Annotated in this window: 20 protein-coding genes; 8 read left to right on the top strand and 12 right to left on the bottom strand. The window is 33.8% G+C overall.

What is annotated here, in order from left to right:
- Positions 1-80: 80 nt before the first annotated feature.
- Positions 81-614, bottom strand: coding sequence for an RNA methyltransferase (locus AC2A1C_RS13140; protein WP_484026247.1), 534 nt, complete (start codon positions 612-614; stop codon positions 81-83).
- Positions 615-618: 4 nt separating this feature from the next.
- Entirely contained in the window at positions 619-1,497 is an 879-nt protein-coding gene (locus AC2A1C_RS13135; protein WP_484026246.1) for a bestrophin family protein, read from the bottom strand.
- 200 nt (positions 1,498-1,697) lie between these two features.
- On the opposite strand from AC2A1C_RS13135, the gene mutS reads away from it, so the two are divergent.
- The 4 genes from mutS to AC2A1C_RS13115 all read left to right on the top strand — a co-directional run bounded on the left by mutS (position 1,698) and on the right by AC2A1C_RS13115 (position 6,198).
- The gene (mutS, locus tag AC2A1C_RS13130) at positions 1,698-4,277 is read left to right on the top strand and encodes a DNA mismatch repair protein MutS (protein ID WP_484026244.1); all 2,580 of its coding nucleotides are present in this window, start codon (positions 1,698-1,700) and stop codon (positions 4,275-4,277) included.
- Positions 4,278-4,294: 17 nt separating this feature from the next.
- Positions 4,295-4,858 (top strand): hypothetical protein, encoded by a 564-nt coding sequence (locus tag AC2A1C_RS13125; RefSeq protein ID WP_484026243.1) that lies wholly within the window; start codon positions 4,295-4,297, stop codon positions 4,856-4,858.
- A gap of 98 nt (positions 4,859-4,956) precedes the next feature.
- Positions 4,957-5,805, top strand: a complete 849-nt coding sequence (locus AC2A1C_RS13120) for an oxygenase MpaB family protein (protein WP_484026242.1) — start codon at positions 4,957-4,959, stop codon at positions 5,803-5,805.
- Between the two features lie 18 nt (positions 5,806-5,823).
- Complete coding sequence (locus tag AC2A1C_RS13115) at positions 5,824-6,198, top strand: ribosomal maturation YjgA family protein (protein ID WP_484026240.1); 375 nt, start codon at positions 5,824-5,826, stop codon at positions 6,196-6,198.
- Positions 6,199-6,239: 41 nt separating this feature from the next.
- Here AC2A1C_RS13115 and AC2A1C_RS13110 read toward each other — a convergent pair whose 3' ends face one another.
- The 5 genes from AC2A1C_RS13110 to AC2A1C_RS13090 all read right to left on the bottom strand — a co-directional run bounded on the left by AC2A1C_RS13110 (position 6,240) and on the right by AC2A1C_RS13090 (position 10,263).
- The gene (locus AC2A1C_RS13110) at positions 6,240-6,563 is read right to left on the bottom strand and encodes a bacteriophage spanin2 family protein (RefSeq protein ID WP_484026239.1); all 324 of its coding nucleotides are present in this window, start codon (positions 6,561-6,563) and stop codon (positions 6,240-6,242) included.
- 28 nt (positions 6,564-6,591) lie between these two features.
- Positions 6,592-7,512: a YARHG domain-containing protein gene (locus AC2A1C_RS13105; protein ID WP_484026237.1), complete on the bottom strand. Its 921-nt coding sequence runs from the start codon at positions 7,510-7,512 to the stop codon at positions 6,592-6,594.
- Positions 7,509-8,144 (bottom strand): DUF2306 domain-containing protein, encoded by a 636-nt coding sequence (locus AC2A1C_RS13100; RefSeq protein WP_484026236.1) that lies wholly within the window; start codon positions 8,142-8,144, stop codon positions 7,509-7,511. The genes AC2A1C_RS13105 and AC2A1C_RS13100 overlap by 4 nt, the downstream gene beginning before the upstream one ends.
- Before the next feature lie 45 nt (positions 8,145-8,189).
- Positions 8,190-8,996, bottom strand: coding sequence for a M48 family metallopeptidase (locus AC2A1C_RS13095; protein WP_484026235.1), 807 nt, complete (start codon positions 8,994-8,996; stop codon positions 8,190-8,192).
- Positions 8,997-9,063: 67 nt separating this feature from the next.
- Positions 9,064-10,263, bottom strand: coding sequence for a BaiN/RdsA family NAD(P)/FAD-dependent oxidoreductase (locus AC2A1C_RS13090; RefSeq protein ID WP_484026234.1), 1,200 nt, complete (start codon positions 10,261-10,263; stop codon positions 9,064-9,066).
- A 185-nt stretch (positions 10,264-10,448) separates the two neighbouring features.
- Between AC2A1C_RS13090 and AC2A1C_RS13085 the strand changes: the two genes are divergently transcribed.
- On the top strand, positions 10,449-10,943 hold the full coding sequence (locus AC2A1C_RS13085; protein WP_484026233.1) for an acyl-CoA thioesterase: 495 nt from the start codon (positions 10,449-10,451) through the stop codon (positions 10,941-10,943).
- A 177-nt stretch (positions 10,944-11,120) separates the two neighbouring features.
- On the top strand, positions 11,121-12,173 hold the full coding sequence (gene thiL, locus AC2A1C_RS13080; protein ID WP_484026232.1) for a thiamine-phosphate kinase: 1,053 nt from the start codon (positions 11,121-11,123) through the stop codon (positions 12,171-12,173).
- A gap of 6 nt (positions 12,174-12,179) precedes the next feature.
- Here the strand turns inward: thiL and AC2A1C_RS13075 are convergent, their stop codons facing one another.
- Both AC2A1C_RS13075 and pepT read right to left on the bottom strand, forming a co-directional pair.
- Positions 12,180-13,025, bottom strand: coding sequence for a UDP-2,3-diacylglucosamine diphosphatase (locus AC2A1C_RS13075; protein ID WP_484026230.1), 846 nt, complete (start codon positions 13,023-13,025; stop codon positions 12,180-12,182).
- 147 nt (positions 13,026-13,172) lie between these two features.
- Positions 13,173-14,432 carry a peptidase T gene (gene pepT / locus AC2A1C_RS13070; protein ID WP_484026229.1) on the bottom strand — a complete coding sequence of 420 codons (1,260 nt, stop codon included), beginning with the start codon at positions 14,430-14,432 and terminating at the stop codon, positions 13,173-13,175.
- A 183-nt stretch (positions 14,433-14,615) separates the two neighbouring features.
- Here pepT and AC2A1C_RS13065 point away from each other — a divergent pair, with 183 nt between their 5' ends.
- Positions 14,616-15,464 carry a hydroxymethylglutaryl-CoA lyase gene (locus AC2A1C_RS13065; protein WP_484026248.1) on the top strand — a complete coding sequence of 283 codons (849 nt, stop codon included), beginning with the start codon at positions 14,616-14,618 and terminating at the stop codon, positions 15,462-15,464.
- Positions 15,465-15,476: 12 nt separating this feature from the next.
- Positions 15,477-16,319 carry a sulfurtransferase gene (locus tag AC2A1C_RS13060; RefSeq protein ID WP_484026227.1) on the top strand — a complete coding sequence of 281 codons (843 nt, stop codon included), beginning with the start codon at positions 15,477-15,479 and terminating at the stop codon, positions 16,317-16,319.
- A gap of 111 nt (positions 16,320-16,430) precedes the next feature.
- Here the strand turns inward: AC2A1C_RS13060 and AC2A1C_RS13055 are convergent, their stop codons facing one another.
- From AC2A1C_RS13055 to AC2A1C_RS13045, 3 genes are read right to left on the bottom strand one after another with little or no spacing between them, the layout of a single operon-like run.
- The gene (locus AC2A1C_RS13055) at positions 16,431-16,757 is read right to left on the bottom strand and encodes an SUF system Fe-S cluster assembly protein (RefSeq protein ID WP_484026226.1); all 327 of its coding nucleotides are present in this window, start codon (positions 16,755-16,757) and stop codon (positions 16,431-16,433) included.
- 25 nt (positions 16,758-16,782) lie between these two features.
- Positions 16,783-17,493: a 3'-5' exonuclease gene (locus tag AC2A1C_RS13050; RefSeq protein WP_484026225.1), complete on the bottom strand. Its 711-nt coding sequence runs from the start codon at positions 17,491-17,493 to the stop codon at positions 16,783-16,785.
- On the bottom strand, positions 17,494-18,054 hold the full coding sequence (locus tag AC2A1C_RS13045) for a hypothetical protein (RefSeq protein WP_484026224.1): 561 nt from the start codon (positions 18,052-18,054) through the stop codon (positions 17,494-17,496).
- Between the last annotated feature and the right edge of the window lie 51 nt (positions 18,055-18,105).

Genomic DNA, 18,105 nt, shown 5'->3' with positions numbered 1-18,105 from the left:
GTTTTAATTTAAATTTATACTTACTTTTATCTAATAATTATGAAAAATAAAGAATACATTCCTAATCATTAAACCCAATTTCATTTTTCATATCCTTTAAAAAACTCCCAGATCACAATTCCTCCACAAACTGAGACATTTAAAGAGTGTTTTGTTCCCAGTTGGGGAATTTCGAGAAAACCGTCGCAATGATTCAGAATTTCATCGGAAATTCCTTCCACTTCATTTCCTAAAACAACAGCATATTTTTTTGATGAATCAATAGTATAATTTGTAATTAATTCTGAATTTGTAGTCTGTTCAATTCCAAGCACTTCATATTTTTGCGTTTTTAAATCCAAAATCGCTTCTTTCACAGATTCATAGTAATTCCAGTCCACACTTTCGGTAGCACCAAGTGCCGCTTTATGGATTTCACGATGAGGTGGTTTTGGAGTGATGCCGCAAAGAATGATTTTTTCCACCAAAAAAGCATCGGCAGTACGGAAAACAGCGCCCACATTATGCATACTACGGATATTATCCAAAACAACAACAAGCGGAATTTTTTCGGTTTTTTTAAAAGTTTCCACATCTATTCTACCGAGTTCTTCAAGTTTCAATTTCTTTGTCAAAATCTTAATTTTTAAAAATTAAATCCACATTTTTCTCAATATTCTGAGCCATTTTCTCCGTCGGCAAATCGTTTTCGTCATTGTTGAACGGATCCTCAATTTCCTCAGCAATTACTTCAAGGCTCATCAAAACATAAAATACAAAAACCGTTAGCGGAATCATCACCCAACCAATGGTTGTAACATACGCAATGGGTAAAGCCATCGAATAAAGAATGATAAATTTTTTCACAAAAGAGGAATATGAAAATGGAATCGGTGTATTTTTAATTCTTTCGCAACCTCCACAAACATCCAGAAAACCGGAAAGCTGAGCATCCAAAACAATAAGCTGCTCGTTAGAAATAAGAGATTCTTTATTAAGCCTTGAAATTTGGCTTGACATATTATTAATCAACTCAATGGGAGCATGATGCTTAATCGAGTTTTCTATTTCAGAATAATCGCTATCTAAAGCCATCTTTGTTGACTCTTCAGACAAATGGCGGCTCAATGAGTGGGCAAAAAAAGTAATATGCTGTTGAAAAAATTCACGTTCGTTATTTTTTTCTTTTGGCAAATAGCTGTTCAGTTTCACCGCAAAATTTCTGGAATCATTGATGAGCTTTCCCCAAAGTTTCCTTCCTTCCCACCATCTGTCATAAGCTGTATTTGTCCTGAAAACCAACAACAAAGACAAAACAAAACCTAACAATGTATGCAGCAGATTTACATTTTTTACAGTAGATTTTTCTGTGAGTTTCAAAAATTCTATTTCCAGATAATAAATTCCGAAAGAATACAAAGCAATACCTACCAAGGAAGGAGCAAGGGTTTTGATCGTATCTTCATTTCGGAGACTGAAAAGAATTTTGAAAAAATTTTTATTGTTGTAATAATGCATTCAAAATTTTTTGCAAAATTAGTTATTTTCAACATTGTTTCCAGAATTGAAATTTTAAATATAAATATTAAAGGAACATCGTAGAAGCCTTTAAAAAATTTGAAAATAAAATTTCAACGGTTCTTTAAAATATTTCCTATTCTTGTTTGAAAACCTTTATCATTTCGTATTTTTGACCTCCTTTATCTTACATCAAAAATATGGCAAAGAAAGAAACTCCACTAATGAAGCAATATAACACCATCAAGGCAAAATATCCTGATGCATTGTTACTGTTCCGGGTTGGAGATTTCTACGAAACTTTCGGAAAAGACGCTATTAGAACTTCTCAAATTTTAGGAATTGTTTTAACGAAAAGAGGAATTGGCGAAGAAAATACAGAATTGGCCGGTTTTCCGCACCATTCTTTAGATTCGTATTTGCCAAAATTGGTAAGAGCCGGACTTCGGGTTGCTATTTGCGACCAGCTCGAAGATCCGAAAATGGTGAAAGGAATCGTAAAAAGAGGCGTTACAGAATTGGTAACTCCGGGTGTTACGTTTAACGATCAGGTTCTGAATTCCAAAAAAAATAATTTCCTGCTTTCCTTGCACAAAGAGAAAGAAAAATACGGAATGGCTCTTTTGGATATTTCCACAGGAGAATTTCTGGTAAGCGAAGGAAATTTGGAAAAACTTCTTCATATTGTTAATACTTTTGATCCGAGCGAAATTATTTACCAAAGAAGCACCCAAATTCCGGAACAATTGAAAAACCGAAATGTTTTCAAGCTGGAAGATTGGGCTTTCCAATACAATTTTGCTCAGGAAAAACTGACTTCTCATTTCAAAACCAATTCTTTAAAAGGTTTCGGAGTGGAAGAAATGCAAACCGCAATTACAGCAGCAGGAGCTGTTTTTGCTTATCTCATTGAAGATACGCACCACAATTTACTTTCCCATATCACCAGAATTCAGAAAATTCCGCAAGACGATTTTTTGATGATGGATCATTTTACGCTGAGAAATCTGGAAATTATTTATCCAACTTCAAAAGAAGGAAAAAGTCTTTTAGATATTATCGATAAAACTTCCACACCAATGGGAGGAAGATTGTTGAGAAGAAGAACTATTCTTCCATTAAAATCTATCCATGAAATTGAAAGAAGGTTAAATTTGGTAGAATTTTTCAATAACGAAGAAGATTTAAAATTTGAAATTTTACAATTGCTAAAATCGGTTTCAGATCTAGATCGATTGATGGGAAAATTAGCAGCTGAAAAAATTTCTCCGAAAGAATTAGGTTATCTTCGTCAAAGCCTTATCAATATTCATAAAATCAAAGAATTATTAAAACCGAAACACGATGTTTTGGCTTGGATAGAACCTTTGAATGATTTAACGGAATTGATTACCTATCTTCAGCAGCATCTGAACGAAGAACTTCCCGTGAATATTTCCAAAGGAAATGTCATTAAAAACGGAATTGATGATGAATTGGACAGACTGAGAAATCTGCAAACCAAAGGAAAAGATTTTCTGGAAGAAATGTGCAACCGCGAAATTAAACGTACCGGAATTTCAAGCCTTAAAATTTCGTTCAACAATGTTTTCGGATATTATATTGAAGTTCGGAATACGCACAAAGATAAAGTTCCCGATGATTGGATCAGAAAGCAGACTTTGGTAAATGCGGAACGTTACATTACAGAAGAATTAAAAGAATATGAGGATCAGATTCTTGGTGCTGAAGAAAAAATTTCTGTACTGGAATTGCAGCTTTATCGCAAAACTTGTGCAGAAGCCATGAAATACATTGATCTGATTCAGGAAAATTCCGGATTGATTGCTCAGATTGATGTTGCCGTTGGTTTTTCTGAATTGTCTGTTTCTGAAAGTTATACAAAACCGATTTTAAATGAAGGATTTGCGATTGAGCTTCAGGAAGCCCGACATCCGATTATTGAAAATGCGCTTCCTTTAGGCGAAAAATATATTCCGAACGATATTTTTTTAGACAAAGATTCTCAGCAGATTATTATGGTTACCGGTCCGAATATGGCGGGAAAATCAGCCATTTTGAGACAAACTGCCATTATTTGTCTTTTAGCGCAAATCGGAAGTTTTGTTCCTGCAAAACACGCACAAATTGGAATTCTTGATCGAATTTTCACACGAGTTGGAGCTACAGATAATATTTCTGCGGGTGAATCTACTTTTATGGTGGAAATGAATGAAGCGGCCAATATTCTCAATAATATTTCGGAAAGAAGTTTGATTTTATTGGACGAAATCGGACGTGGAACTTCCACTTATGACGGAGTTTCCATAGCTTGGGCAATTGCAGAATATCTTCATCAACATCCGACTCAGCCAAAAACTCTTTTTGCAACGCATTATCACGAACTGAATGAAATGACACTGAATTTTGAAAGAATCAAAAATTTTCACGTTTCCATTCAGGAGAATAAAGGGAATATTATTTTTCTACGAAAGTTGGTTCAGGGTGGAAGCGAACATAGTTTTGGGATTCATGTGGCAAAACTGGCAGGAATGCCTTCAAAAGTGGTAAATCGTGCCAATGAAATTCTGAAAACATTAGAAGATAGTCGTTCACAAAGTGGTTCAACCGAAAAAATAAAACGTGTAACCGAAGAAAATTTGCAGCTTTCTTTTTTCCAATTGGATGATCCGGTTTTGGAAAATATCCGAGAAGAATTGACAAAAATTGACATCAATACTTTGACACCAATCGAAGCATTAATGAAATTGAATGCAATTAAGAAAATGATCGGGAGGTGATATAATGAAACGACCTCATGAATAAATTTTTTTTTCAAAAGTATGAAAATGCAATTGCTTATGCTGTTTTGGCAATACAATATTCCTGCTTTGCCTTTTTTCCAAAATATTTCGGTGCAGACCAGATAAAGCAATATGTCTATCTTTGGTTTTACGATATGTTTCTTACAATTCCTGTTATTTTTATTATTTTTTTTCCTTACAAATCTCGTTTGCTTTTACTTCTTGGCATTCTCATTTTTTCTTTTTTTGTTCTGTTCGATAAGTTTAGTTTCAACTCCATTTATTTTAACACTTTTATTGCTGTTATTTTTTCACAAAAATTTCTCTTTTTTAATATTCCTGAAGAAGATAAAAATAAGATCGTAAAAACTAAGTTTCAAAAACTTTTTATCCTATTTCCTTTGATTTTTGTCGTTACAATTTCTGAAAGTTTATTTGAGAAATTGGGAATTATTACGCATGAAAGAATAGGAGATGGAGTCGTAATGTCTGTTTTTGGGAAAATTTTACTGTTTACCGGCTATTACGGCACTATGTCTTATTTAGAATATCGTTCGGTAATGAAATTGAATGAGTAATTTAATTTTTGATTCTATAAATTTCAAAAAAATTTTACAAAGAACTTTGTAATTCAAAGTTAATTTATATCTTTGCTTTAGATTTCAATTTAAAGAAAATGAATTTCAATACTAATTCCGACTTTTCGAAATGTCCTTTTTCTTCCGGAAAAATGGTTTTCCAAAATTCTTTTGAGAAAACTCAGGATAATTTTGTGAAAGAAGGATCTATTGTTCGGGAAATTTGGGGGAAAAGCGATACTATTCTTTTCATTTTTGCTGGAGCTGCCGCAGAATTTGCCTTGAACAAAGCTGTGGATTGGCTTTATTTTACAGGAAAACTCCCTTCTGATCCGTTGGGAAGATTATTTTCAACTGTAGAATATGCACGAAAAATTGTTTTCACTTCACAAAAAGACGCTGAAAAAGCCATTGAAACTATTTATAAAATTCATGCTGCTGTAGAAAAAAAACGAGGATACAAAATTCCGGATTGGGCGTATCGAGATGTACTTTTTATGCTGATCCACTACTCTATTGCTGCCTATGAACTTCTGGAAAGAAAATTGAGCGAAGCCGAAAAAGAAGAGGTTTACAATGTATTTTACAGAGTAGGAAAAGGAATGGAAATCAAAGAATTACCCGAAAATTATCAGAATTGGCTTTCAGCAAGAGAAAAGCATATCCAAGAAAATCTACAAAAAAGCGAATATACCGTCGATCTATTCAAGCAATACAAAAAACATTTGGGAACGATGAGATTCCGAGTAATGATTGAAGGCCAGAAATTAGTGGTTCCACAAAGAGTGAAAGAACTTCTTAATTTCAATGATTTTTCCTTAATTTCTCCCGCAGTTCCGCTTTACAAAATCAGTAAAATTATGAAAATGGATTGGCTGTTGAAAGATATTTTGCTACCTTCAAATTATAAAGCTCAAATTGAAGAAATGAACATTCCTCTTGTGTAAAATCAAACTAATTCAAAAATGCTAAGATTTAATTTAAACTATTTTATTGCGACCGTTATTCTCTTTTTAGTTGAGGTTTCCATTGCCACTATTTTTAAAAACTTTGTCTTTATTCGTTCGTATTTTGGAGATGTTCTTGTAGTGATTTTGATATACACTTTTATCTTATCATTTTTTAAGATAGAAAATAAAATTTTGCTTATAACTGGCGTTTTTATTTTTTCAATTCTTATAGAAGTTCTTCAATATTTCCAAATTGCAGAGATTCTCCATCTGAAACCAGGAAGTGTTGCTCATATTGTTGTAGGAAGCTCCTTTTCGTGGCTCGATATTCTTTCCTATTTTGCAGGTTGTGCTTGCATTTTAATATTCATTAAAGCAAAAAAGGACTAACTTTTCAGCTAATCCTTTTTCTTTATTGAGCGTAATTTTAATTAAACAGGAATAAAAATAAATGCAGCAATTGCTCCTGCTCCAACAAAAATTGAAGAAAGCAGATCAATCTTTTTTATTTCTTTCACATCGGTTTTTGCAATCTCAACATCTTCTCCTTTATTGGTTTTTCCATAAATTTTATTATCGTCCATTTTCAGGATTTTCACTTTTGCAGATTTACCATCATTTGTTTGTATCGTATATTTCTGATACAATTCCAGAGTATTACTCTGCATCGGTTTTTTCTGATCCACAACTCTTGTCTGGCAGGAAGTGACAGCCAACAAAAAGATAATTATAAATAGATGAAGATACCTTTTCATTAAATTTTTTTTTCAAATATACTAAAAATTACCTTCCAAAATAATCGTATTTGTCTTCTGCATATTTTATAAAACGATTCAAAAGCGCAACATTTTCTTTTTCCGTGGAAGAAAGATCGTTATCCACATTATTGGAGACAGGAATATACCAATCGGTCTGTTCAAAAAAATTGCGATATGTTTCTTTTTTGAAAGAATATCCGTGTCTTGCAAAAACAGCATTTTTAATGATTTCCAAATCAAGTTTATGCAAATTTTTTAGTTGATTTTCAGTAAGTTTTTGTTTGGATGCATTTAATTTAAATATCGCTTCGGAAGCTACTCTATTTTTTTCTACCGTATAGCTTTCTGTTTTTCCTGTTTCTTCATCAGTATATTTTTCTACAAATTCTTTAGGGCTGCTCCAATCAATTAAATCGCGATCTTCACTAAGCATAAAATTCGGATTGTAAACAAATTCTTTTTTTATCAGTTTCAGAGTTTTGTTTGGTGATTTTACAGCCGCTTTATTGAAAACCGTCCACTTTCCTGTAAGGCTGTCATCCGAAAGTTTCACTTCAAATCTTCCGTCAGTTTTATCGCTTCCCGGTTCATCCAAAATAAAAGATTTTGAACTTTCATTAAAAACTCCACGAAACGGACGTTGATTTCCATTCACAATACTTTGTCCGTAGACGCTGTCTTTGGTAATTCTGTTAATTTTTAGTGAAAGTTTTTTGTAAACATCTGTTTCATATTCTTCTCCTATTTCATCCTTTACCATTTCTCTACCAATAAAGTTCCCGGTATAAATTCCATAAAGTTCTTTATGAAATTCTGGCTCTACCAGTGTATCTTTTTTGGCAGAAATAGAATCGCTTTTCTTTGCTGTTGCAGATGCTTCTTTCTTGCAACTCCACAAAAACAGGGAAATTGAAGAAATTAAAATTAATTTGTATGTTTTCATCATATTATTTTTTTTAAAATTAAAAATTCTATAAACAAAATATTGGGAATCCATCCAAGCCAAGCCACAATTTGATAAACGTCCATCGGATTTGGGTGGAATAAATATACGATAATTACTTTCCACATTCTTAAAGTAACCGCAGAAAGTGCCAATGCAAAACTTCTCCACATCCATTGTTTGTGCAAATTAAAACTTTTCTGCCGGATCAGTCGGTACGCTTTATAGGTAGAATACCACCAAAAAATTCCAAGAAGTACAAAAGATAGTTTGGAATATATCCCTCCATTTGCAAAAATTCCCATGTAAATTCCGGAAGGTGCAGAAAGCAACAGCAATAGTGTTACATATATTTTTCCTGAAATTTTATGAAAATTTGTAATTCCGAAATCTTTTCTCAAAACAGCAAAAAAACCTGTGAACAAAACAAAAATGCTGGAATATACATGAACATAAAAAAATGAAAGATATTCTGGTCTGGAATGTACTTCTGTTTGTTTTATCATCAGAAAACTCACATCCGATTTTGCAGGAATATATTCTAATGTAAGTCTCAGCATAAGCCAGAAAAAATAAGCAAATGCTAAAACCAAAAGAATTTTCATTCCTTTAAAAACAGGTAGCCTGATATCCATTTTGAAAATTTACAAAAAAAGAGTGAAAAGTCACTCTTTTTATTTTTATTTTGTCAATTTGGTAGTTGGAAGTTTCACTTCACCCGGATCTTTCCAGAGTCCATCTTTTTCAGCCTGCTTTTTAATAGCAGCCGCTCGTTTTTCGCTATCAGGGTGGGAACTCATCATTTTTTGGAATGTGGTAGGTTTTCCGCTTGAAAGAAGAGCCAATTTTTTGAATGCAGTATACGCTCCCACAACGTTATACCCGTTTTGCTTCATAAAATTGTACGAATACAAATCAGCTTCAGACTCTTGCTTTTTTGAATGCGAAGCATCCAAAAATGCGTTTGCAAATTGACCAAGTTGGCTGTCATTCAATTTCTGAACAGTATTGGATGCAGATGATGCAGCATCCATTACAGCTGCTTTCATGTATGCAGATTTCATGGCGTCTTTCGTGTCTTCATTTTTTACGTGACCAATCTCGTGACCAATTACCGCAAGAAGTTCATCGTCCGTCATAATATCCATCAATGATGAAAATACTCTTACACTTCCATCTGCACAAGCAAAAGCATTGATATCAGAAACTTCATACACTTTATAATTCAGTGCAAGTCCATCTTGGCTTTTGTGTTTCCCGAAAAGTTTGTTGAGACGAACAGTGTAAGGACTTTTTGCACTCGCTACTTTATTGTTTTTGTCCATCCAGTCTACACTTTCTTTAGAAAGTCTTTTGGCATCTTCATTAGAAAACGAAAGAGCTTTTATGCCTTTTGCAGCTCCATCAATTGCTTTATCAAGTTTGAACTGGGCATTTACAAATGTAAGCCCCAAAACTGCAATAGCAGAAAATATACATTTTTTCATAAGTGTTGATTTTTTTCAAAAATATAAAATTTATTTAACCTGTTACAAAAAATCAATAGAATATTTTTTATGTTAAATCCTTAGCAATCAACCATGCTTCGCTCCAACACGCCTGAAAATTGAAACCTCCCGTTACAGCATCAACATCAAGAACTTCTCCGGCAATATAAAAATCTGGAAGAATTTTGGACGACATATTTTTAAAGTCAATTTCTTTTAGATCTACACCTCCTGCTGTCACAAATTCATCTTTGAATGTAGACTTTCCATTGACTACAAATTTTTTAGCACAAAGATTTTCCAAGATCAATTTTATCTCTTTTGCTGAAATATTTGAAATACTTTTATTGAAATCAATTTCGGAAATTTCTAAAACCTTTTGCCAAAAACGATTGGTTACATTGAAAATTTTAGACTGTCCAATAGTCTTTTTCGGATTGTTTTGTTTGAATTTTAAAAATATTTCTTCCGCTTCTGATAGTGATTCGGAAATAAAATTGACCACGATTTCAAACGTGTACTTTAGTTTCGCCAGATTTCTGGCTTCCCAAGCCGAAATTTTGAGAATTGCCGGTCCGGAAAGTCCCCAATGTGTTATCAGTAATGATCCGTTTTCTTCTGTTTTCAATTGTGGAATTTTGACTTCGGCATTTTCAAAACTGGTTCCGGGAAGTTCTTTTAACAATTCATCCTTAATATTAAAGGTGAAAAGCGACGGAACCGGTTCTATAATTTTATGACCCAGATTTTCAAGAATTTTTAGAGATTTTGGAGAACTTCCGGTGGTATAAATGATAATATCGGCTTTCAATTCTCCATTGTTGGTTTTCACCAAATATCCTTTTGCTTCTTTTAGAATTTCCTTTACCGTAGTTTTGGTCTTTACTTCAATATTTTTCTTTTGAATTTCTTCCAAGAAAGTATTGATAATCGTTTGTGAAGAATCTGTTTCGGGAAAAATACGGTTGTCATTTTCAATTTTCAGAGAAATATTCCGTTGTTCAAACCAATCCATAGTATCACCTGGCTGAAATTTGGTAAAAACGCTTAAAAGTTCCTTGTTTCCACGAGGATAAAACTGCACCAATTCTTTCGGATCAAAACAGGCATGAGTAACATTGCATCTTCCACCTCCCGAAATTTTTACTTTTTGGAGAACATCAGAATTCTGCTCAAGAATGATCACTCTATATTTTGTTTCGTCCAAGTTTGCCGCACAGAAAAAACCTGCAGCTCCACCTCCGATTATGACAATAGTTTTTTTCAAAAAGATTTTTTTGCAAAAATAGTTTTTATCATCCATTGAAGTCACTCTTTTTTGTTCAACTAAATATTCTGACCAATATTTACTCCATCAATTTTATGTAATCCTTATTAATTCTATATTTTTGAACTTTACAGAAAGAAAGTGTTCCCACTGAAATCTTTATCTTTGCAAAAATTTTCGAAATAATGTCTACCTATCACCATACATTTGAAGTTCGCTGGAGTGATATAGATGCGAACAGACATCTTGCCAATTCCAGCTATGTGCAGTATTGTGCACAAGCAAGAATGGGATTTATGAATAAACATAAAATGGGAGTTGCCCAACTCAACAGATGGGGAATTGGCCCAGTTATTTTGCATGAACGATTTTCATTTTTCAAGGAGATTTATGCCGATCAAACTGTATTAGTGACAGTAGAAATAGGAGGAGTTTCGGCAGATGCCAGTATTTATCAATTTATTCATAAGTTTTACCTTCTTGATGGTACTCATTGTGCAACTGGAGAAGCAACCGGAGTATGGATTGATACGATGCTCAGAAAAATGACTACTCCACCCGATGATATTATCCAAAGTATGGAAGGATATAAAACAGAAAATACAAAAATTCTTACCCGAGAATTTCTGAAGGATCTTCCCTTCCGCCCACAAAATATTGATCCAAGTGTTTTTAAATAATAAAGATGTTTAGTTTTTTTGTTTTTCCAGCATTATTTCTTCTCGTCTTCCCATTAGTATTATTATACAAACATTATTACAAAAAGCAGAAACAAAATTTTAAATCAGCATTATCTTTTTTGTTGTTTTTTGTTTGCGTATGGGTTTTAATTTATTCAATTTATTATTATTTAGTCTATGTTTGAAGATAAGCAACCTGAGCTAACACCTATTGCAAAACTTGGAGAATTCGGTTTGATAAAACATTTAACCGAAAAATTTAGTTTTACTAATTCTTCCACCGAACTTTCTATTGGTGATGATGCAGCTATCATTAATTCCGAAGGAAAAAAAGTTGTTATTTCTACCGATGTTTTAGCAGAAGGTGTTCATTTCAATTTAGGATATGTCCCGTTGAAACATCTTGGATATAAAGCAGTTGTAGTAAATATAAGCGACATCGCTGCCATGAATGCAACTCCCACCCAAATTTTAGTTTCTTTGGCTGTTTCCAACCGATTTCCTGTGGAAGCGCTAGAAGAAATTTATAACGGAATTGCGTTAGCCTGCAAAAAATACAATGTAGATTTAGTAGGCGGAGACACTACGAGTTCCACTTCCGGACTTGTCATCAGTATTACTGCAATTGGCTTGGAAAATGACGAAAAAATTGTAAAAAGAAGCGGAGCAAAACCAAGTGATTTATTAGTAGTAACGGGAGATTTAGGCGGAGCCTATCTTGGTTTGCAAATTTTGGAAAGAGAGCACACTGTCTATCTCACCAATCCAAATATGCAACCGGAAATGGAAGGTTATGATTACATTCTTGAAAGACAATTAAAACCTGAAGCAAGAACGGATATTAAACAAAAATTAGAAGAATTAGAAATAATGCCTACTTCTATGATTGATATTTCTGATGGTTTGGCTTCTGAAATTTTACATCTTTCCGATCAAAGCAAAGTAGGTTTCCGATTGTACGAAGAAAAAATTCCTTTGGATGAATTAACGGTTCTTACAGCTGATGAATTTAACTTAAATCCAACAATGGCAGCTCTTTCCGGAGGTGAAGATTATGAACTTCTTTTCACCATTTCACCAAATAATTATGAAAAAATAAGAAATCATCCTGATTTTACTATTATTGGTCATGTTGTTGATGCATCAGAAGGAAATTTCATGGTTTTAAGAGGAAGCAACGAACTTTCACAAATTACTGCGCAAGGTTGGGATGCTTTTTTGAAAAAATAGAAAAAATCAAATCTTTTTTTCAACAAAGCTGGCAAAAACTGCCGGATGAATAAGCTCGTCCATATTCACGGAAATATCGTTAGCTTCTATTTTCGGTTTTTTATATTTGGTTTCATCATAAATATTTAATGACCATTTTCCATCGTTGAATTCCAGCCAAGAAAGATTTTCGATCCAGTCTCCGGAATTTAGGTAATGAACAGAACCTTTTTCTTTAGTCACCATTCTATCCGAAGGTTGATGAATATGCCCACAAATAACATAATCGTAATGATTATCAATGGCGAGTTCAATAGCTTTTTCTTCAAAATCAGCGATAAATTTAACTGCCTTTTTTACAGAATTTTTAATTTTCTTTGAAAGAGAAACCTTACTTTTTCCGAAAATTTCTAAAATCCAGTTGATGGCTCTGTTTACCAAAATGAGCCAATCGTAACCGATTCCTCCTATTTTCGCAATGAATTTTGCTCCTCCTTTCGTTGTATGATCGAAAATATCTCCATGAAAAATCCAGTGCTTTTTTCCATCGATCTCGAGGAGGTATTTGTCCGTAAGAAAAAGATTTCCCATTTCCATATCCGAATATTTTCTCAAAAATTCGTCGTGATTACCTGTAATATAAATGACTTGTGTTCCGCTTTTCATTATTTTGAAAAACTCACTGAGAACCGCCATGTGCGAATCCGGAAAATATTTTTTGGAAAATGCCCAACCATCAATGATATCGCCATTCAGAATGAGAAGTTTCGGATTAACACTCTTCAGGTAAGCCACCAATTCTGTAGCATGACAACCATAAGTTCCCAAATGAATATCCGAAAGAATGACGATTTCTACGTTGCGTTTTTCCATTAAATTTTTTCTAAAATTAAAAATTTCGTTTTAAGATAGTATCAACTTAATTTTAATTTTTTGAAATACGAGTAAATTTTGGCTAAAGCCAATGAATTTCTTAAAAGAAAAACGGGCTTTAGCCCGTTCTTATTGATTTATTCTTTATTATTGTTTCTTTACCGCTTTTGCAATATTCACAATTACTTTCACTGCTTTTTCCATACTTTCCAGAGCCACATATTCGTAAGGTCCATGGAAATTGATTCCTCCAGCAAAAATATTCGGACAAGGAAGTCCCATATATGAAAGTTGCGCTCCATCTGTTCCACCACGAATAGCTTTAATTTTTGGATCAATATTCGCATCTTTCATTGCTTGTGCAGCAATATCTATAATGTGCATTTTTCCTTCAAATTGTTGCTTCATGTTGCGATATTGTTCCTTAATTTCCACTTCCGCTGTTCCTTCTCCATATTTTTGGTTGAATTCTGCCACTTTATCCTGAATCATTTTTTTTCGGGCTTCGAATTTTACTTCATCATGGTCACGAATGATGTATTGAAGTTTTGCTTCAGAAACATCAGAATTGAAATCCGTTAAATGAAAAAATCCGTCAAAACCTTTTGTAGTAGAAGGCGTTTCGTTTTCCGGAAGTAATTTCACAAATTCTGCCGCTAATAAGGATGCATTTAGCATCTTTCCAAAAGCATAACCGGGATGAACGCTCAATCCGTGAATTTTTACCACAGCTCCAGCCGCATTGAAATTTTCATATTCCAATTCTCCAACTTCCCCTCCGTCCATTGTATATGCCCATTCTGCTCCAAATTTTCCTACATCAAAATGATGCGCTCCTCTTCCAATTTCTTCATCGGGAGTAAGTCCGATCGCAATTTTTCCGTGTTTAATATCCGGATGAGCCAAAAGATATTCTGCTGCTGTCACAATTTCTGCAATTCCGGCTTTATCGTCTGCTCCGAGAAGAGAAGTTCCGTCTGTTGTAATCAGAGTTTTTCCGATATAATCTTTCAGACTTTCAAATTTTGAAGGAGAAAGCGTGAAATTGGTTTCTTCATTCAAAATCAAATCCTGACCATTATAATCCTCCCAAATTTTCGGATTTACATTTTTCCCGTTAAAATCCGGAGAAGTATCGTAATGAGAAATAAATCCAACCACCGGTTCATCATCATTTTCCAGATTGGAAGGAACGTATGCATAAATGTAGCCTTTCTCATCAAGAGAAACATTTTCCAGACCAAGAGATTTTAATTCTTCAAAAATATATTTCGCAATATCCCATTGTTGAGGTGTGGAAGGTGTAGATTCGCTTTCAGGATCACTGGTGGAATATATTTTTACATAATTCAGAAACCTGTTGAGCAATTTCATTTTCCATTCGTGATTGAATTCAATTGTCTGCATAAAACTTTAATTTTAACAAAGATAATTTTTTTCAAAAGTAATAAAAAATGGATATCATTTAATCCGAAGTTGGGAAGCGTTATGAATGCTTTAATTCTTAACAATGCTGATTTTAAGGAACTAAAAAATAAAATTCTGTATCGGGCAAAAATCTTATATTTGGATAAATCAAAAAAAGTAAAAATGTTTCTTACGGAATGTCCACGAGATGCAATGCAAGGTTGGGGCGAATTTATCCCAACCCAAAAGAAAATTGATTACATCAATGCTTTGATGGAAGTAAAGTTTGATGTGTTAGACTGCGCTAGTTTTGTTTCTCCAAAAGCTATTCCTCAAATGGCGGATTCTGATGAAGTGGTAGATAATATTGACAAATCCCTTTCCGGAACAGCAATTTCTGTAATTGTAGCAAATGTAAGTGGAGCAGAACGTGCATTGAAACATGAATCTGTTGATATTCTGGGATTTCCATTTTCTATTTCCGAAACGTTCCAATATCGAAATACGAATAAAAATCAGGAAGAAGCATTCCAGCAAATTCAGGAAATTCTTGAAATGACAAAATCTCAGGGAAAACAGTTAAATATCTATTTTTCAATGGCATTCGGAAATCCTTATGGTGAAATGTGGAAATGGGAAGATGTGGATTTTTGGGCTAATCGTTTTAACGAAATCGGAATTAAAAATATTTTACTTTCCGACACAACCGGAGTTGCCACTCCTGAAACTATTTCTTTATTGTTCGAAAAAATTCCTTCAAAATATACGGATATACATTTTGGAGCACATTTTCATAACCGCTATGAAGATTCTTATGTAAAACTAAAAGCTGCTTACGATAAAGGTTGCAGAAGTTTTGACAGTGCTATTAAAGGAATCGGCGGTTGTCCGATGGCAAAAGATGATCTGGTAGGAAATATGCCAACTGAACAGGTTATCAATTTTATGGCATCCGAAAAATTAGATATTCACCTGAATTTGCTACATTTTGAAAGTGCTTACAACAAGGCAAAAGATATTTTCCATTTTTAAAAATTCAGAAGTATGAGTAAAATTTCGGCTATTATTAATATTTCAGAATTTAAAAATCTGAATAATAAAAATCTAATCATTTTTGATGCAAGAGCTGGTAAAGATGCAAAACAAAACTATCTCGAAAAGCACATCAAAGGAGCTCATTTCATTGATCTTGAAAAAGATTTGGCCGAAATCGGAGAAAATGCCGCTTTTGGAGGAAGACATCCGCTTCCAAAAATTGAAAATTTTAGAAACACACTGGAAAACTTTGGTGTTTCGGAAGAATCTCGTATTGTAATTTATGATGATAAAAACGGTGCAAACGCAGCTGCAAGATTTTGGTGGATGTTGAGATCTTTCGGTTTGGAGAATGTTCAGGTTTTGGATGGAGGAATTCAGGCTGCAGAAAAGGAAAATCTGGAGTTTTCTTCCGGAGAAGAAAATACTGAAAAAGGAAATCTGATCCCAAGAAACGAATGGAAACTTCCTTTTTCAACTATTGATGAAGTAGAAAAAGAAATTTCGGAAAATTCTGCAACCGTAATTGATGTTCGTGATGCTTATCGATACAAAGGAGAATCTGAACCTATTGATCTGATTGCAGGACATATTCCGGGAGCTATTAATATTCCGTTTTCAGAAAATCTGGATGAAGAAGGGAATTTTCTAAAGCCTGAAATTTTAAAAGAAAAATACAAAACACTTCTGGAAAATAACCCTGAAAAATTAATCATACATTGTGGTTCCGGAGTTACGGCCTGTCATACGATTTTGGCTTTGGATTACTCCGGTTTTAAAATTCCGAATTTATATGTTGGTTCGTGGAGTGAATGGAGCCGGAGAAACAAACCGATTGGAAAAGATATTTGATTTATACGTTTCGGGCGGGAGCAAAGCTCCCGCCCGAAACTATTCCTTATTTTACGATAAAATCATTCCTGTTTTGAACACGCCTTTTGGCGTGTTCCTACATAAAATTTTTTACAAAAATCCCAATTCGAATTTGGCTTCTTCGCTCATCATATCTTTATTCCAACTTGGTTCAAAAGTGAGCTCCAGATCTACATCTTTCACGCCTTCAACTTCGGCAACTCTATCTTTTACTTCCTGAGGAAGAGATTCTGCAACCGGACAATTTGGTGTCGTCAAAGTCATAACTACTTTTACGTTTCCTTCATCAGAAATTTGCACATCATAGACCAATCCCAACTCATAAATATCCACAGGAATTTCAGGATCATAAATGGTTTTTAAAACTTTTATAATTTCTTCGCCGATATCTGCGATTTGATTATCTGTATATTTCATTTTACCTCCTCTTATTTTTACGGATTTAGGTCAAAAAATGATCCTCAAATCTTTTTAATAAATTTTCCTGACGCATTCTCCGGAAAATATTGGCCAAAGTTAAGACATCTTTTTCACAATAATCCACTATTCTCTGCAAGTCTTTTTCTATGTAATACATTGATGAAACCATTGAACCATCAATATCATCTTTCGGAGTAGGAATCCCAAAAACATGAGCCAGAAGCTCCAAAGAAACAAAACTTTTGTAATCTCCAAACTTCCATAATTCCATCGTATCGATATGGGGAATTTCCCACGGTTTTTTTCCAAACATCTGAAAAGGAACCGGCGGTTGCATTCCATTAATCAGAAATCTTCTGGCAATCCATGGAAAATCAAATTCTTTTCCGTTGTGTGCACAAAGAATAACATCTCTCAATCTCGGGCTATTGAATATCTCTCCAAATTCTGTGAGAAGTTTTAATTCATCATGATTAGCAAAACTTTTGATTTTCAGGGTTTCGTTTTTTTCAAGCATCCCTATAGAAATGCAGATGATTTTTCCAAACTCTGCCATGATTCCTCCTCTTTCATGATAAAATTCTTTTGCAGGAGTTTCTTCACCTCTTTGTCGTAATGTTTTTTTATCCCAAAGTTTCTGTTCTGTTTCGGAAAGATCCTCCCAAACTCCGGATTGCGGAACTGTTTCAATATCAAGAAATAAGACCTTTTCTATGGGAATATTCTGTATCATTTATACAATAGGATTTTGCTGTTCGGTTTCAGGCTTTTTTTCTCCTCTTTTGATCAAAATTTCATCCAGCAATTTTTCCACTTCCTTTTTTTGATCTGCATATTTTTGCTGAAGCTCGCTTCCATCCCCCATTCTTCTGTAATATTCCAGAGCATTTTCGGCGAAACCCTTTCTGCTAAAATCAGGTGCATCAGGAATTTGTGGAAAATGTTTATGAAACAGCATTTCGTAATACGCTTGCCATTCTCTTTCGTTTTTATCTTCTACAAAAGGAGAATGTGTTTTTTGTTTTACATGAAGCAATTCATGAGCTAAGAGATTGAGAATCAAATTAAGATTAATATCAAAAAGATTTTCCGGAATTTTGATTTTCTGAATTTCCCCAAATTCTCCAACTGTAGTTACCACAATAAGTCCGGGTTTATCCAATTCCTTATATTCAAAACCTCCAAAATATTCATCTTCCAGACCGTAAAAACGCATGAGATATTCGGCTGCGTCTAAAATCTGATTGTTTTCTTTATATGCACTGAGGTGAAAATTAACTTGCTCTAAATCCATAATTTAAATTTTTGAAAAAATTACTAATTCACAAACAGGCATTTTATAAAA

Source organism: Chryseobacterium sp. HNCC26DJ241 (assembly GCF_057180505.1).
The sequence above is the reverse complement of the archived record's forward strand: the minus strand, read 5'-3'. Positions and strand labels throughout refer to the sequence as shown.

Coding starts and splice junctions, on each gene's coding strand:
- AC2A1C_RS13135 (WP_484026246.1), bottom strand. CDS start 1,497: ATGCATTATTACAACAATAAAAATTTTTTCAAAATTCTTTTCAGTCTC.
- mutS (WP_484026244.1), top strand. CDS start 1,698: ATGGCAAAGAAAGAAACTCCACTAATGAAGCAATATAACACCATCAAG.
- AC2A1C_RS13125 (WP_484026243.1), top strand. CDS start 4,295: ATGAATAAATTTTTTTTTCAAAAGTATGAAAATGCAATTGCTTATGCT.
- AC2A1C_RS13120 (WP_484026242.1), top strand. CDS start 4,957: ATGAATTTCAATACTAATTCCGACTTTTCGAAATGTCCTTTTTCTTCC.
- AC2A1C_RS13115 (WP_484026240.1), top strand. CDS start 5,824: ATGCTAAGATTTAATTTAAACTATTTTATTGCGACCGTTATTCTCTTT.
- AC2A1C_RS13110 (WP_484026239.1), bottom strand. CDS start 6,563: ATGAAAAGGTATCTTCATCTATTTATAATTATCTTTTTGTTGGCTGTC.
- AC2A1C_RS13105 (WP_484026237.1), bottom strand. CDS start 7,512: ATGATGAAAACATACAAATTAATTTTAATTTCTTCAATTTCCCTGTTT.
- AC2A1C_RS13100 (WP_484026236.1), bottom strand. CDS start 8,144: ATGGATATCAGGCTACCTGTTTTTAAAGGAATGAAAATTCTTTTGGTT.
- AC2A1C_RS13095 (WP_484026235.1), bottom strand. CDS start 8,996: ATGAAAAAATGTATATTTTCTGCTATTGCAGTTTTGGGGCTTACATTT.
- AC2A1C_RS13085 (WP_484026233.1), top strand. CDS start 10,449: ATGTCTACCTATCACCATACATTTGAAGTTCGCTGGAGTGATATAGAT.
- thiL (WP_484026232.1), top strand. CDS start 11,121: ATGTTTGAAGATAAGCAACCTGAGCTAACACCTATTGCAAAACTTGGA.
- AC2A1C_RS13075 (WP_484026230.1), bottom strand. CDS start 13,025: ATGGAAAAACGCAACGTAGAAATCGTCATTCTTTCGGATATTCATTTG.
- pepT (WP_484026229.1), bottom strand. CDS start 14,432: ATGCAGACAATTGAATTCAATCACGAATGGAAAATGAAATTGCTCAAC.
- AC2A1C_RS13065 (WP_484026248.1), top strand. CDS start 14,616: ATGTTTCTTACGGAATGTCCACGAGATGCAATGCAAGGTTGGGGCGAA.
- AC2A1C_RS13060 (WP_484026227.1), top strand. CDS start 15,477: ATGAGTAAAATTTCGGCTATTATTAATATTTCAGAATTTAAAAATCTG.
- AC2A1C_RS13055 (WP_484026226.1), bottom strand. CDS start 16,757: ATGAAATATACAGATAATCAAATCGCAGATATCGGCGAAGAAATTATA.
- AC2A1C_RS13050 (WP_484026225.1), bottom strand. CDS start 17,493: ATGATACAGAATATTCCCATAGAAAAGGTCTTATTTCTTGATATTGAA.
- AC2A1C_RS13045 (WP_484026224.1), bottom strand. CDS start 18,054: ATGGATTTAGAGCAAGTTAATTTTCACCTCAGTGCATATAAAGAAAAC.